Source organism: Klebsiella sp. KE9456 (assembly GCF_043832615.1).
Taxonomy (GTDB): Bacteria; Pseudomonadota; Gammaproteobacteria; order Enterobacterales; family Enterobacteriaceae; genus Klebsiella; species Klebsiella indica.
Map to the genome: position 1 here is coordinate 1 of NZ_JBDYQK010000046.1, position 14,083 is coordinate 14,083.

The window sequence follows — 14,083 nt, forward strand, 5'->3', positions numbered from 1 at the left end:
GGTATTGGTGCTATGATCGGCATCGCTCAGTCCGGTTGGTGATTTGGGATATTCAGCGATTGATCAGATCGCATAAACCGGACTGAGTTCCCCCTGAGTGATCTACTATTCCGAGCAGTTATTTAGTCGTGATGGCTTGTTTTTAAGTGTCCTGGGCAAAACCCATGCCGCACATGGCACACCGCATAATGCCAGCCATGTACAGAGTGTATTATTGATTGTTTTCTTTGCCATTTCAGGAGTGGCAGGACTTGATCCGGTGACTCAAATATTCTCCCAGGGCTCAGCATTAGCAACGTTGGCTATTCTGGTTCTACAAACGGGAGTTTCGGCAGCGGTAATCTTTTTCTTCCGGCGGCAGGAACAACATTCGGCTGCGATGTGGAAAGTTTTTTGGATGCCTTTGTTAGCATTCATTCTTATGCTGGTCACCATTGCGCTGGTTGTTAAAAATTTACATCAGTTGAGTGGTAGTCAGTCAATAGTGACTGATTTTCTTCCTCTGGCGATTATTGTATCTATGATCTTTGGTTATGGATTGTCGATTCGGCGTGGTCTGGTTAAGAAAAACACAGTTAATATCTGATAGTAAAAAACGCTTGAAACGGTCAGCGGTGATTTCGACGTTGATAGCGTGAATTGGATTTGATGGCTGATAAACTCCGGAAGATGTTTTTCTGGAGTTTGTTATTTGCATCGCTGGTTGTGATTTGCGCTGCTCTCTGTTGATTATTTCGATTGCCGATAGTGCTGATACTTTCATGTTTGGGATCTGTTTTGATATATTCAGGAATAACGCCCAATAGCTGTATAAATCCGAATTCTTTAAAAGTTTGCCACTGGTCAGCGACACACCAAATGGGGAATAATTTATCGAGAAAAATGTGTGCCCTAAAAAATCGCACTGATGAGGAAACAGAACAGGATGTTGTTGACGATGCCACCGTCTATCGGGCATATGGTCAGCATCGAATCAGTGCGTAAACAGGACGTGTTAGAGAACAACATCTGTTCTGCCGGAACGCCAGCGGGTTAACGCTGCATCCCCCAGCGCTTAACGGTGATCTTTTCCAGACTGGCGAATACGATGCCTTCCACCAGCAGGCCAATCGCGATGACCGTTAACAGCCCTGCAAATACCCGATCGGTGAACAACTCATTGCGATTCTGGAAGATATACCAGCCCAGGCCTCCTTCGCCGCTGGATGCGCCAAATACCAGCTCGGCGGCAATCAGCGTGCGCCAGGCGAACGCCCAGCCGATCTTGAGCCCGGAAAGAATAGCGGGCAACGAGGCCGGAATGAGAATCGTGATCACATAGCGTGGTCCGCTGAGGCCGTAGTTGCGTCCCGTCATGCGTAGCGTTTCCGGTACGCTGCTAAAGCCAGACCAGGTATTTAGCGCGATGGGCCACATCACTGAATGTATCAGCACAAATATCAGGCTGGCATTCCCCAGACCAAACCACAGCAAAGCCAGCGGCAGCAGCGCAATTGCCGGCAGCGGATTAAGCATCGCGGTTAATGTGCTGAGCAAATCGCGGCCAAACTGGGTGGTCACGGCCAGCGCGCTGGCAATCAGCGCCAGCGCACTGCCTGCCAGATACCCTTTCAACAGAGTACTGAGTGAGTTGACGATTTTTTCCGGCAGTTCGCCATTGCGCATGTCTTCGCTAAACGCCTGCAACGTCTGAAGTACTCCGGGCAACATCAGATCGTTTTGCTGGATGCGTGCGGCGATCTCCCATAGTGCCAGCACCAGGGCGACAATCAGACACTTGCGCAGCCACGTCTGATTCCACAGGCGCTGGCTTAAAGGCAGCGGCGTTTCCACCGGCAGATTGCGCAGCGGCGGTAATTCGCGTTCGAATTCAGGACGAATGTACGGTGGCTGGGACATACTCTGGCTCCTCGCCGGATGAGTGAGACGGACTGTTCCCGATTGTCGGGAATAACAGACGGTGAATATGGCGCGCAGCGTGCTGAAACGCCTCGCTGCCGAAATCATTAAGCGTGAACTGATGACAGTTAAGCTCTGCCCTGACGCGCCCTGGATGCGGCGAAAGCACCAGGATACGGCTGCCCACCACCAGCGCCTCTTCAATCGAATGGGTGACGAACAGCAGGGTAAAGCGCTCTTCTTCCCAGAGCGCAAGCAGTTCTTCCTGCATTGTGCGTCGGGTCAGCGCATCCAGCGCGGCAAAGGGCTCGTCCATCAGCAGGATGCGTGGTTTCATCGCCAGCGCCCGCGCAATGGCGACGCGCTGCTTCATCCCGCCGGAGAGCATATGGGGCATAGCGTCGGCAAATTCTGCCAGCCCGACTTTGTGGAGAAAATGCAGCGCCGTCTCTTTTGCTTGTGAACGACTGGCTTTCCGGCTGGCCAGCAGAGGAAACATGACGTTTTCCAGCACGGTTTTCCACGGCGGCAGTTGGTCAAACTCCTGGAATACCATCATGCGTTCCGGGCCGGGAGCGCTAACCGGCGTTCCCGCAAGTGAAATGTGGCCGCTGCGCGGGGCGAGAAAACCGCCTGTGGCTTTCAGCAGACTTGATTTCCCACAGCCTGACGGCCCAAGCAAAATAAAGCGGTCGCCAGGCCAGACATCAAAACTGACATCATGCGTCGCGCGCACTTGCCGTTCACGGGTACGGTATTCAATATCAACATTGCTGACCTGTAGCAGCGGGCCGTCGATTTGCTGAGTGACCATCAGAGCCTCCGGTGTCGCGGTTTAACTGCCTGGGTTTTCCCATGCTTCGTTAAAGAAATAGTCTTTCCAGGAGTCGGCCTTATTTTTCAGTACGCCAAGCTCATGGAGTTTTTCGGCATATACGCCAGTACGCTCAGGGAAAACCGTAAAGCTGATTTCTGGATCGTTAACAATTTTTTGTACCAGCGGTAAGGGCAGCCGTGATTTCTCGACGCGAATATACGTTTCGGCAGCCGCATTTTTGTCACGGTTAATGATATTTGCGGCTTCACTGAGGGCGCGATAAAACGCTTTATAGGTTTTTGGATTTTCATCATGGAATTTCTGGGTGGTATAGAGAACATTAAATGTCGCCTGCCCACCCAGCACATCATAGGAACTGAGCACTTTATGCACGTTGCTGTGCTCCAGCGCCTGATACTGAAACGGCGGGCTGGAAAAATGCGTGGTAATTTCCGAGCCACCAGCAATTAAGGCCGCGCTGGCGTCCGGGTGCGGTAAACTGACGCTAATCTTATCGAAGCGTTTGAAGTCCTGGTCGCCATATAATTTCGCCGTCTCGATTTGTAATGTCCGAGACTGAAAACCGACCCCAGCCGCCGGAACGGCAATACGGTCTTTTTCGGTCAGATCTTTAATGCTTTTTACCGCCGGGTTATTACTCAATAAATAATTGGGCATCGATCCCAGCGAGGCTATCGCTTTCACATTTTGCTTACCTTTGGTGCGATCCCATAGGGTGAGTACCGGGGGAACGCCTGCTGACGCAACGTCCAGAGCGCCAGAGAGCAACGCTTCATTCATCCCGGTTGCGCCTGAAATCGTGCGCCACTCTACCTTGATATCCAGCCCCTCTTTTTGCCCCTCTTTTTCGATAAGCTGCTGGTCTCGCACCACATCAAGAATTAAATAACCGATGCCAAATTGCTGCGCGATACTAATGTTCCCTTCCGCAAATGCCGACTGGCTGACTCCGCCAAGGGCGGAAAACGCCAGCGTCCAGGCAAATACCCTGTTTCTTTTATTCATATCTGTTCCCCAGAAAGGTGTTTCTCAGCAAAAAATCATGGGCAGAGGCGAGAGGGAAAGGAAATGATTTAAATGGCAATGAATATCAGGAAAATGAATAACGATATTCATGGCGTGTTAGTTAATAAGCGGAAAAGCTTAGTTATTATTCATGGTTATGTAACAAATACATCCTCGCTATAGTCGGACTCACCTCTTTAATAGCCCTTGCCATTGCAGGGGCAATGTCCGTGAGTAGAATCATGCCATTATTTTCACATCATCACTTACGTTCGCTTTTAAAACGCCATCTGGTACGGGCGGGTACGGGATCTGATATCGCGCAAAAAGTAGCGGATAACCTGGTCGAATCCTCATTAAAAGGCCACGACTCGCATGGTGTGACCCTGTTGCCTCGCTATATTCGGGCCATTCTGGCGGGAGATTTGAACCCTGGCGCCACGCTGACCACCTTGTCTGATGCCGGGCCGATTGTCTCTTTTGATGGGGGACATGGCTTCGGCCAGGCGTTGGGCGAACAGGCCATGAGCGTGGGTATTGAGCGTGTGCGCCAGTTTGGGGTGGCAATAATTGGCTTGTCTAATACCCACCATCTCGGGCGGATCGGCGCATGGGCAGAGCAGGTGGCGAGCGCCGGGCTGGTCTCGATCCATTTTGCTAACGTGGCGGCGCCGTCGGCCGTGTTGCCGTTCGATGGGCTGCGCGCCAGGCTTGGTACAAACCCCTTTTGCGTGGGCGTACCGCTACAGAACCGCCCTCCGGTTATCCTTGATTTCGCGACCAGCGCCATTGCGGGCAATAAAGCGCGCATCGCCTGGAATGAAGGGCGCGCCATCCCGGCAGGATGCGCGGTAGATGCGAACGGGGAACCCACAACCGACCCTGCCGTATTAATGACTGAGCCGCTCGGCGCTTTGCTGCCTTTTGGCGGCCATAAAGGCGCGGGATTGTCGCTAATATGTAGCTTACTCGGCGCTGCGCTGACCGGCGGCGAGACCGAAAGCCAGCAGATTCCGCCGCGTGCCGGAATCATCAACAATATGTTGTCGATTCTATTTGACCCCGCGCGGCTGGGCGCGGAGGAGCGTTACTCACAGGCGCTGTTAGCGCAGGTGGACTGGGTTCGTAGCGGGCAGGAAGGGCGCGATGTGCAGATCCCCGGAGAACCGGAATTGCGCGCGTATGCCCGGCGCCAGGAAGAGGGCATCTGGATTGATGACGTCAACTGGCAGGCGTTTGTCGCCCTGGAAGCATTAAATACCTGAGCGTGCCTGTGCACCAAAAGACATATTTGGTTATTTGTTTAAACGGATCGGCATGATGGTCAGTTAATGAATGCTGGCGAATAAATAAAGCGATTGTTTTTTGTTTTATCTTTTTTCCTCATATCCATAGCTGAAAAACTTGGTAAGCCGCGAGTGAGAAAATCAATATAGTCATTCTTATATTCCACGAACCTTTCTTACTCTCGCTGTCGAATTTTAATGTGCGGCGTCGTTATTCTTTACAGGAGTTATTATGCATCTGGCGCGTTTTCCCCGGCTTCATTTTGGCCATTTCCCGACTCCACTGGAGCCTCTCACTCAACTTTCACGCTTGCTGGGGGGGCCAAATATCTGGATAAAACGAGACGATTGCACCGGCCTTGCCACTGGTGGCAATAAAACCCGCAAACTTGAGTTTTTGCTCGGCGACGCCCAGGCGAAACAGGCGGATATTATCATTACCCAGGGCGCCACGCAGTCTAACCATGTGCGTCAGACCGTCGCGGCGGCGGCCAGACTGGGTCTGGAAGCGCATATTTTTCTCGAACAACGCGTCACGACGCTGGGTGATGAGTATCAGCAATCCGGCAATGTGCTGCTGGACGGTTTGCTCGGCGGCAAAATTATTGCCCATTTGCCCGGCGGTACGGATATGCAGCAGGCAATGGAGCATCATGCGGAAAGCCTGCGTGCGCAGGGCCATACCCCTTATGTCATCCTCGGAGGCGGTTCGAACGCAATCGGGGCGCTGGGTTACGTATCCTGCGCGGAAGAGTTGCTTTGGCAGTCCAGCCAGTTACGGCTGCGTATCGATCATATCGTCCATGCCACCGGCAGCGCAGGCACGCAGGCTGGCCTGATTGCGGGTTTAACCGCCACGCACAGCGGCATTCCTCTCCTCGGGATTAGCGTACGCGCCCCGCGTGATAAACAGGAACACAACGTCTGGCGTCTGGCGCAGCAGACCCGGGAACTGCTCGGCGTGCCGGGCGAATTGCCGCGTGAGGCGGTGGTCGCCAACAGTGATTATGTGGGCGAAGGCTATGGTCTGCCCACCGAGGGGATGCTTGAAGCGCTGCAACTGCTGGCGCAGCACGAGGGGATTCTGCTCGACCCTGTCTATTCCGGTAAAGGCATGGCCGGATTGGTTGATCTGATCCGTCAAGGCCATTTCCGCAAGGATGAGAATGTGGTGTTTATCCATACGGGAGGAAGCGCAGGTCTGTTTGGCTATCGTCAGGTCATCGCAGATTCTTTGTCATCATGAGTACTCCTTTTCTGCTGGGGATTCTTGGCGGCATGGGGCCGTTGGCGACGCTTGATTTGATGCATAAATTACTGCGCGCAACGCCCGCCACCAGCGATCAACAGCAAATCCCCCATGTGGTGTGGAATGTGCCGCAGATAGCGGATCGTCAGCAGGCGCTGGCGGGAACCGGACCATCGCCGTTGCCGCAGCTCTTGCACGGTGTGGAACAGCTGAACCGCGCGGGCGCCAGCCACATTGTGATCGCCTGTAATACGGCGCACCACTGGTATGAGGCGCTGGCGCAGCACAGCGACGCGCCGTTGCTGCATATTGTGGACGCCACGCTGGCGGTATTTGAAGGGAAAGAGAAGCCCCGCCGGGTCGGGCTTATCTCTACGCAGGGCACGCTGGATGCCGGTTGGTTCCAGCACGGTTTCGCCTCTATGGGGATTGAAAGCGTGCAGCCGACGCCAGAGGAGCTACGGCAGTGGTTTGTGCCGGGGTGCTATGCGGTAAAACGCGGCGAACTGCGTACCGGCGGTGAGCTGCTGAGTTTACAGGCTCAGGCATTGCGCGATCGCGGCGCAGAGAGGCTGGTGCTGGCCTGCACGGAAGTGCCGGTTGCGCTGGCGGAGGTGACATCCCCGCATTTAGCCGTGTCGATTGATCCCGCAGAAGCGCTGGCGCAACAGTGTGCCCGGTTATGGCTAACGCAGCGCGAAGCATGGCATTAATAACAGGATAAATTAAATGAAAAAAAGTCTCTGCGTATTACTTGCAGCGGGTGGCCTGTGGGTCAATACCAGCTTTGCCGAAACACCCGCAGAAGTCCGCGTGGCATACAGCGGCGGTTCTCAGGTGCTGATGCTGGCAAAAGCCGATGGTTCTCTGGATAATGCTTTACACAGCAAGGTCAAATGGGTGCAATTTGCGTCCGGTGCGGACGCGTTAAATTATTTTGCCAGTAACGCGATTGATATTGCCAATTTCGGCTCCAGCCCGGCAACGGCAGGCATTGTCAGAAAACTGCCGGTGGAGATTGTCGGTGTCTCCGGGGTGATTGCCAGCTACGAGCGTTTAATTGGTAAAGACGGCATTACCCGTATTAACGATATTGAAGGTAAACGCGTAGCCTATCCGCCAAACTCGACGGCGCAATATGCGCTTGAAGCCGCCATTAGCGTTAACCATCTCGATCGCAGCAAAATAACCTTATTGCCGCTGCGTCCGGCGGAAATGGTCGCCGCCTGGAAACGCGGCGATATCGACGCGGGCTATGTCTGGGCGCCGTTTGCTCAGGAGCTTGAAGCCTCAGGCGGGCATCAGGTATTTGCGACCAAAGATCTGCAAAAGGACGGCTACCTGATTTACAACAACTATGTGGTGCGTAAAGCCTTTGCTGAGCAGTACCCGCAAACCGTCAGCGCGTTCCTGCGCGTTCATCAGGAAAAAGTTGATGAGTTTAAGAAAGACCCGGAACGGGCGGCGGCGATTGTGGCGAAAGAGGTGGGCGCGCCGGTGACGACTGCCGCGAATACGTTGGGTGGCCTGGAATATCCAACCCTGAAGCAGCAGGGGACGGCGGACTGGCTGGGTAATGGAACTCATACGACGGATAGCGGTATTGGAAAAGCGCTGACAAAAACCGCTAACTTCCTGGCGGGGATTGGCGAGATCCGCAAACGTGATATTCCGGCGAACTGGGACAGCGCTATTAACTCCCGCTATATCCGCGACGCGGCGGTAGCAGCGAAATGAGATTGAGTTATCGCATTGCCATCAGCGTCGTCTCGGTGGCTGTTTTCTTTAGTATCTGGCAAGTGGCGACGATGCGGCAGTGGGTGGACCCGCTGCTGCTGCCGTCGCTGCAGGATATCGGACTGACAACCGAAGAGTTGTTGGCTGATGGTTATCGTCAGGTGCCGTTGTGGGAGCATGTCGCAGTCAGCCTGGCCCGGGCCCTAAGCGCTTTTTCTGTGGCAATTATCATCGGCATCCCCCTGGGGTTGCTGATGGGGTTGTCGGAAGGTCTGGCGGCGGTACTGAATCCGTTCGTGCAGTTTTTGCGCCCGCTACCTAAGATTGCGCTTATTCCGCTGGCGGTCGTCTGGCTGGGGATCGGTGAGGCGTCGAAGTTCTTTCTGATCTTCATCGCCACTTTCCTGAGCGTGGTCGTGGGGGCATCTGCTGCGGTCGATCGTATTGGTCGCTCGCGCATTCGTGTGGCGCAAACGCTCGGCGCGTCGCGCAAACAGATTTTTCTGCGCGTGGTGTTGCCGGATGCGTTGCCGGAACTGTTTACCACCGTCAGGCTATCGATAGGGATCGGCTGGACATCGCTCATCGCGGCGGAAATGGTGGCGGCCAGTTCGGGTCTCGGCTGGATGGTAATTAACGCCAGTTCGTATCTGCGAACCGATATCGTGATGCTGGGGATTCTGCTGCTCGGCGGTATCGGCTATTTACTGGATTTATTGCTGCTGGGGCTGCAACGCTTTTTTGTGCCCTGGGCGGGGAAAGAGTAATGAGTGCCATCACACTGGAAAACGTATCGCTCTCTTTTGCGGCAAAACCGCAGCCGTTCACGGTGCTGGACGATATCAGCCTGTCTCTGGAGAAAGGAGAATTTGTTGTACTGCTGGGGCCGTCCGGCTGCGGGAAGTCCACGATCCTGAATCTGGTCGCCGGATTCAACAAGCCGGACCGTGGGCGCGTGGCGGCAGGCGGAAAAACAGTGAAGCTGCCGGGGCCGGATCGGGGAATGATCTTCCAGCAGCCAAATTTGTTTCCCTGGCTGTCGGTACTGGAAAACGTCACCTTTGGCCCACGGCTGGGGAAATACCACAAAGATGAGGTCAACGCCCAGGCGCTGGACTGGCTGACGCGGGTAGGGCTGAAAGGCTTTGAACATCATGCGCCCTGGCAACTTTCCGGCGGGATGAAACAGCGCGTGGCGCTGGCCCGCGCCTGGCTGCCGGAACCGGAGGTGTTGCTACTTGATGAACCGTTCGGCGCGCTGGATGCGCAAACGCGTCTGATGATGCAGGAACTCCTGCGCGATGCCTGGCTTGCCACCGGCACCACGCTGCTGTTTGTGACTCACGACGTAGAAGAGGCGCTGTTCCTGGCCGATCGTATTCTGATCATGTCGGCAAAGCCTGGAAAAATCGTTGAGGAGGTTATCCTGCCTTTTGGCCGCGAACGCGATATTGAAACCCTGGCTGAACACCCGGCTTACAGTGGGATCAAACATCACGTACTGCACCGGGTGCGCCAGGAGGCGAAGCGCCATTTAGGATGAAAATACCGTCAGCGCTGTTTCTTAACCAGACAGTGTAATCAAGAGTTGAGTCGTCAAAAGAAACGCTGGACAGAATGAGCGTCCAGCCACTGCTTTAGCCGATCAAACGGGATATGTTTTGGTTCCGTCATTCGCGCATGCTTTAGCGGCGCTTTTCCATCATTACCTGTTACGGGACGGCGTACTGCGTCGTATGCGGCCCGGCCGCGCTTTTCGTTAACCCGGAGTTCACCATGAATCGCTTTGCGTTTTTATATTCCGCAGCCCTGCGACGTTTTCTGTTTCTTCTGACATTTGTTCTGCTACCTGCCACTTCGGTGTTCACTGTGGGTAACACACGCTGATGTTAGTCATGTTTGTTTCTGGCACAAAGCCACCTCCTTACCAGGAAATCTCCAGTTCGTTCACCTGCTATGTATCAAACGCCCTGCATTTGAGATACCGTCTGAGTTGGTAATGATAATTATTTCCATTATTATGGTATGTTGAATGATCTCATAACAAGACATACACCTCATCGCGGAAGATAAGACTCATCGCGTGGGGAAACCTGTAGCTGCGTTGAGATGCAGCATCAATACAATTTATGGAGATAAGATGAGAAGAATTTCAGTCCGTTCAGTGCTGTTGGCCTCCGCTATTGTGATGTCAATCGCCACAACGGCATACGCCGATAGCAAATGGACAGCCGCCACCACTACCTTCCCTGGCAGTATCCGTGCCGGGTCACGAGACGTTCCTGTTAAGCCCGGAGATAAAACGGTCATAACAATTAAGAAACTGCAGGCGGGCACGACCGTCACTATGCTGAATGGTGCGGAAGTCCTGACACCGAAACCGCTGACCGCCGACGAGAAGGGAAACCTGACTATTCCGCTAACCGTTCCGGCCTATGCGGCTACAGGCCTTCATCCACTCACTGTTATCACGCAAAATCCCGCGAGCGTTTCGCAGGTCATGTTGAAATTGTCCCAAATTGTTCCCCCGAAAAACACTGAGGCTTTCAGGCTACAAACAACTCCCGTTGGTGAGCGGGCTTACCAGTCGGCAGTTTCGGCCGACGGGAAGCTGTTCGTGACCTCGGCACGCGGCCCGAATGATGGTAGCCGCCTGATGAGACTGAACGCCGGAACGCTGGCTGTCGAAGCTGAGGCTACTCTGCCTAAAGATAAAAAGGGTGAGCAAATTGGTGTCTTCGGCGTTGGTATTGATAATGTCCATCATCATGTCTGGACGACGAACACACTTGCCGAGACGGTGACCGTCTATGATGCAAAAACGCTTTCCGTGGTAAAAGTTTTTCCTGAGGGGTCGGTAGCACATCCACGTGATGTGGTTATTGATGAAGCCCACAATCGGGCTTATGTCAGCGCAGCGCTGACCGGTTTTATCGAGGTATATGATACCAAAACGCTGGAACATATCGGTCAGATGGAGTTCGTGGCGAACCGCGGCCGCGACCAGTTTTACAGTACAGATCTTGCCCTCGACAGTACCGGTGGGAAACTCTATGGCGTCAGCCGCGATACGCCCTGGGTAGGCTGGATTGATCTCAAAACGGGCAAGAGTACTACAGTGAAAGTACCTCAGGCGCAAGGCGCAACCGACATCGCTCGTGATCCGAAGACCGGTCGTCTTTACGTCGCTTCTCAGGAGACGAACAATGTCGTGGTTCTGAATGCGGACGGCAAAGTTCTCGCTGATACTTACATTGGTGCCGGGGGCGTATCTGTCATCTGGGATCCCGTGACGTCGCAGGTTTTCGCCGCCACGCGTGCAGGCGGAACCGTTGCTGTTCTGGACAAGGACGGTAAACTGGTCGCTAATATCCCGATGGATGATACGCCAAACCACCTGACCGTGGGGCCTGATGGAGCCGTTTATCTGGTGTCTATGTATGGTACTACCGGGGATAAAGCTCAAACAGGCTCGGTGACGAAAATCACCCCCAAAAAATAACGGCTTTAATTCGCTACGTTATTCGCGGGCAGGTCCGCCTGGCATGATTATTATCCTTCAGCAGCTTATGGGAAGGGGCTGCGCTGAATCGGTTTATTCTGCTTTATTACAGAGGGCGTTGCGCCCGTCAGGCCCGGCAGGGCGGTTTTCAGGTGCCGGGCATGAAGTTGGCTATTTGGCTATATAGGAAATCCACACTGACTCCTGGAGGATACTATGCTTGAGCTTCGTCCTAATTGTGAATGCTGCGATCAAAATTTGCCGCCGGACTCAACAGAAGCTTATATCTGTTCATTCGAATGTACTTTTTGCATTGATTGCGTGACTCATCGGCTTAACGGATTTTGCCCAAACTGCGGGGGAGAATTGGTGCGGCGCCCAATACGGCCCGAAGCCGCGCTGCAACGACATCCTGCATCTACTCTGCGCCGTCATTCACATCAGACATCACCTTAATGATTTCCCTGTATAAGTGTTCACAGACCCATTAATTGGAGGGGTAATATCCTGGCTGGATCTGCAGTGGTGGTTAAGGTAAATAAATATAATAAAATCAATCTATTGCGCTCGGGGTGCTAACGTTTTATTTTTGCGTATAGCTGACGGTAATATTTGATGGTGTGCTGCAAGAGAACGCTGTCAGCTCGAATTTTGGCGAATACAAATCAGTCATTGCGGACTCACTGAACATACTAATGTGGCATGATCCCACCATGTATTTTGATTAACTCTGGTTGCAAGTATTTTAAATTGTTCTTTTTGTATTTCATTAATGAGATACGGAAGCGGTTTCAGAGTACGCCAGGGTTGCCCTTCTTTCAGTAAATGATGTCTGACGGGATCATAAGCGGTAATGTCTTCAGAATAACGGGGGGAGCCGCACATAGAACTGATCACTATTCTCCCTTCCGGTTTGAGTAATCTTCTCACTTCAGCGAAAAAGAGGCATCGCTCATCATCTATAAGGCAATGTAGACAACTTCCATCAATAATTAACTCGAACATTGAGTTCATACATTGAGTGATATGACAAACATTTCCGGTAAAAAAATGTGCAGAGAGACCCGCTTGCTGAAAACGGCTTTTTGCCCATTTGATGGCAGTTTCAGATAGATCTATACCCCACACCGAATATCCTCGTTCAGCCAGAAACTGAGCCGCCATTGCTCCGTTGCCACATCCCATTTCAAGTACTGGTGCGCCAGGAGGTGGTAAATAGTGATGTGATTTAAGCCAATGAAAGATTTTTTCCTGCTGTTTTTTTGCTCTGGGAAAGCCGTCGCCAGCCCAGGCGACAGCCCCGTTTGCTATCAGTTGTCTGTATTGTTTTTCATAGGGATTCATGCTGAATACACCTTAGTTCAAGTTACAGGACAAAACGGTTATCCATTTTGGACAGTATTTGCGCAGCATCCAAAGTCTGAATCACGTGACAAGTGAGCACCCTCGGAATGGCTCGAGTTATTACTATCATACATGCAACATGACGCATGATGAGGATATTAGCAATAACCTCCTTATCTTATACGCCATGCATCATTGAAATGAAGACAATAGTCGTAAAAAGATGAAAATATATATGCATAGCTGTTTTTATCTCCAGATAGGTTGCTATGGGAAAATTCATCATATATGAGATAATTAAAGTTGAGCCTATCAAATCTGTTACTGTAGTCCTGTATCATAATTGGACTAACTAATTGAAAAAGTATTTAATATTGATAACAATTAGTAATAATTTTCTGTTACATTAAATTTTCTGTGAACTGATAACCATCCAGACTGCGATACATATAATTGCTGAGCCTGTAATAAAACCGCTGTTAATGGTTTCTCCCAGCGCTAAATATCCCCATAATGCGCCAAACGGAGGGATTAAAAATGTTACTGTTAATGAACGCAAAGGACCGACATCGGCAATCAGGCGAAAATATAGAATATAAGCATACGCGGTACAGACTACTCCCAATGCAAGAATACTTATCCATACCTCTTGTTGTAGCCAGTTAACGGTCGGGCCAGTGCTGATGCTCCATATGAAAAATGGTAGCAGGAAAATGGATGCTCCCATTTGGCTACCGCAGGCGACGATTTTAGGATCGAGTCCCCCCTTGTTTGAAATCCAGTTGCGTGTCAGAAAGCTGGCGGTCCCATAACAACCGGTAGCGATGAGGCAAGCAATTATACCGCAAATTTGTTTATCAGCTGACTTCGCTTCCCCGATCGTAGTGATCACGATGATGCCGATAAACCCCAGGAGTACGCCGGCCCATTTACGGACTGTTAGTTTTTCCTCGAAACATGAAAAACCAATGAGCGCGCCCATTAAAGGTGTTGTTGCATTCAGGATAGCTGAATACCCAGCAGGAAGCCATTTTGCCGCAAAGCAGTACATAAGGAAGGGCAGCCCGGAATTTATTACGCCAAGTATAACTGAAGATCCTAAATAACTGATCCTAATACCGCTACACTTTAGCCAGCCCATGCTTTCCACCGGGGAATGGGCTGACGGTATCCATAAAGTGACGAACCTTTTTCAACAGTTGCCACATTGAACGGCACTGGTG

At 52.1% G+C, this 14,083-nt stretch carries 15 protein-coding genes and 1 pseudogene; 10 read left to right on the plus strand and 6 right to left on the minus strand.

Annotated features, from left to right (window positions below; translation table 11 throughout):
* Positions 1–97: 97 nt before the first annotated feature.
* A complete protein-coding gene (locus ABK821_RS24900) occupies positions 98–586 on the plus strand; it encodes a hypothetical protein (protein WP_395034205.1) in 489 nt (162 codons plus the stop codon).
* A 446-nt stretch (positions 587–1,032) separates the two neighbouring features.
* On the opposite strand, the gene ABK821_RS24905 is transcribed toward ABK821_RS24900, so the two are convergent.
* The 3 genes from ABK821_RS24905 to ABK821_RS24915 are packed head-to-tail and all read right to left on the minus strand — an operon-like array spanning position 1,033 to position 3,742.
* Positions 1,033–1,899, minus strand: a complete 867-nt coding sequence (locus ABK821_RS24905) for an ABC transporter permease (RefSeq protein ID WP_343178709.1) — start codon at positions 1,897–1,899, stop codon at positions 1,033–1,035.
* Positions 1,871–2,713 (minus strand): ABC transporter ATP-binding protein, encoded by an 843-nt coding sequence (locus ABK821_RS24910; protein ID WP_058668979.1) that lies wholly within the window; start codon positions 2,711–2,713, stop codon positions 1,871–1,873. Before ABK821_RS24910 ends, ABK821_RS24905 begins: the two co-directional genes overlap by 29 nt.
* A 21-nt stretch (positions 2,714–2,734) precedes the next feature.
* A complete protein-coding gene (locus ABK821_RS24915) occupies positions 2,735–3,742 on the minus strand; it encodes an ABC transporter substrate-binding protein (RefSeq protein ID WP_012132938.1) in 1,008 nt (335 codons plus the stop codon).
* 242 nt (positions 3,743–3,984) lie between these two features.
* Here ABK821_RS24915 and ABK821_RS24920 point away from each other — a divergent pair, with 242 nt between their 5' ends.
* The 9 genes and pseudogenes from ABK821_RS24920 to ABK821_RS24960 all read left to right on the plus strand — a co-directional run bounded on the left by ABK821_RS24920 (position 3,985) and on the right by ABK821_RS24960 (position 11,972).
* Positions 3,985–5,007: a malate/lactate/ureidoglycolate dehydrogenase gene (locus tag ABK821_RS24920; RefSeq protein WP_343178708.1), complete on the plus strand. Its 1,023-nt coding sequence runs from the start codon at positions 3,985–3,987 to the stop codon at positions 5,005–5,007.
* Between the two features lie 253 nt (positions 5,008–5,260).
* A complete protein-coding gene (locus ABK821_RS24925) occupies positions 5,261–6,274 on the plus strand; it encodes a D-cysteine desulfhydrase (RefSeq protein WP_343178707.1) in 1,014 nt (337 codons plus the stop codon).
* A complete protein-coding gene (locus ABK821_RS24930) occupies positions 6,271–6,990 on the plus strand; it encodes an aspartate/glutamate racemase family protein (RefSeq protein WP_343178706.1) in 720 nt (239 codons plus the stop codon). The genes ABK821_RS24925 and ABK821_RS24930 overlap by 4 nt, the downstream gene beginning before the upstream one ends.
* Before the next feature lie 16 nt (positions 6,991–7,006).
* Entirely contained in the window at positions 7,007–8,014 is a 1,008-nt protein-coding gene (locus ABK821_RS24935; RefSeq protein ID WP_343178705.1) for a glycine betaine ABC transporter substrate-binding protein, read from the plus strand.
* Positions 8,011–8,781, plus strand: a complete 771-nt coding sequence (locus tag ABK821_RS24940; protein WP_138363146.1) for an ABC transporter permease — start codon at positions 8,011–8,013, stop codon at positions 8,779–8,781. The genes ABK821_RS24935 and ABK821_RS24940 overlap by 4 nt, the downstream gene beginning before the upstream one ends.
* Positions 8,781–9,557, plus strand: a complete 777-nt coding sequence (locus ABK821_RS24945; protein ID WP_012132930.1) for an ABC transporter ATP-binding protein — start codon at positions 8,781–8,783, stop codon at positions 9,555–9,557. Before ABK821_RS24940 ends, ABK821_RS24945 begins: the two co-directional genes overlap by 1 nt.
* 136 nt (positions 9,558–9,693) lie before the next feature.
* Positions 9,694–9,777 (plus strand): annotated as a pseudogene (locus ABK821_RS24950) (cytochrome b); the annotation flags it as partial.
* 377 nt (positions 9,778–10,154) lie between these two features.
* The gene (locus ABK821_RS24955) at positions 10,155–11,516 is read left to right on the plus strand and encodes a YncE family protein (RefSeq protein ID WP_138363148.1); all 1,362 of its coding nucleotides are present in this window, start codon (positions 10,155–10,157) and stop codon (positions 11,514–11,516) included.
* 216 nt (positions 11,517–11,732) lie between these two features.
* On the plus strand, positions 11,733–11,972 hold the full coding sequence (locus ABK821_RS24960) for a DUF1272 domain-containing protein (protein WP_308564222.1): 240 nt from the start codon (positions 11,733–11,735) through the stop codon (positions 11,970–11,972).
* A gap of 213 nt (positions 11,973–12,185) precedes the next feature.
* On the opposite strand, the gene ABK821_RS24965 is transcribed toward ABK821_RS24960, so the two are convergent.
* The 3 genes from ABK821_RS24965 to ABK821_RS24975 form a co-directional block, all read right to left on the minus strand.
* The gene (locus tag ABK821_RS24965) at positions 12,186–12,860 is read right to left on the minus strand and encodes a class I SAM-dependent methyltransferase (protein WP_308564224.1); all 675 of its coding nucleotides are present in this window, start codon (positions 12,858–12,860) and stop codon (positions 12,186–12,188) included.
* Positions 12,861–13,266: 406 nt separating this feature from the next.
* Positions 13,267–14,001: a DMT family transporter gene (locus tag ABK821_RS24970; RefSeq protein WP_395034206.1), complete on the minus strand. Its 735-nt coding sequence runs from the start codon at positions 13,999–14,001 to the stop codon at positions 13,267–13,269.
* On the minus strand, positions 13,982–14,083 hold a 102-nt coding region (locus ABK821_RS24975; RefSeq protein WP_244500604.1), incomplete at its 5' end, for a hypothetical protein. The genes ABK821_RS24975 and ABK821_RS24970, both read right to left, overlap by 20 nt.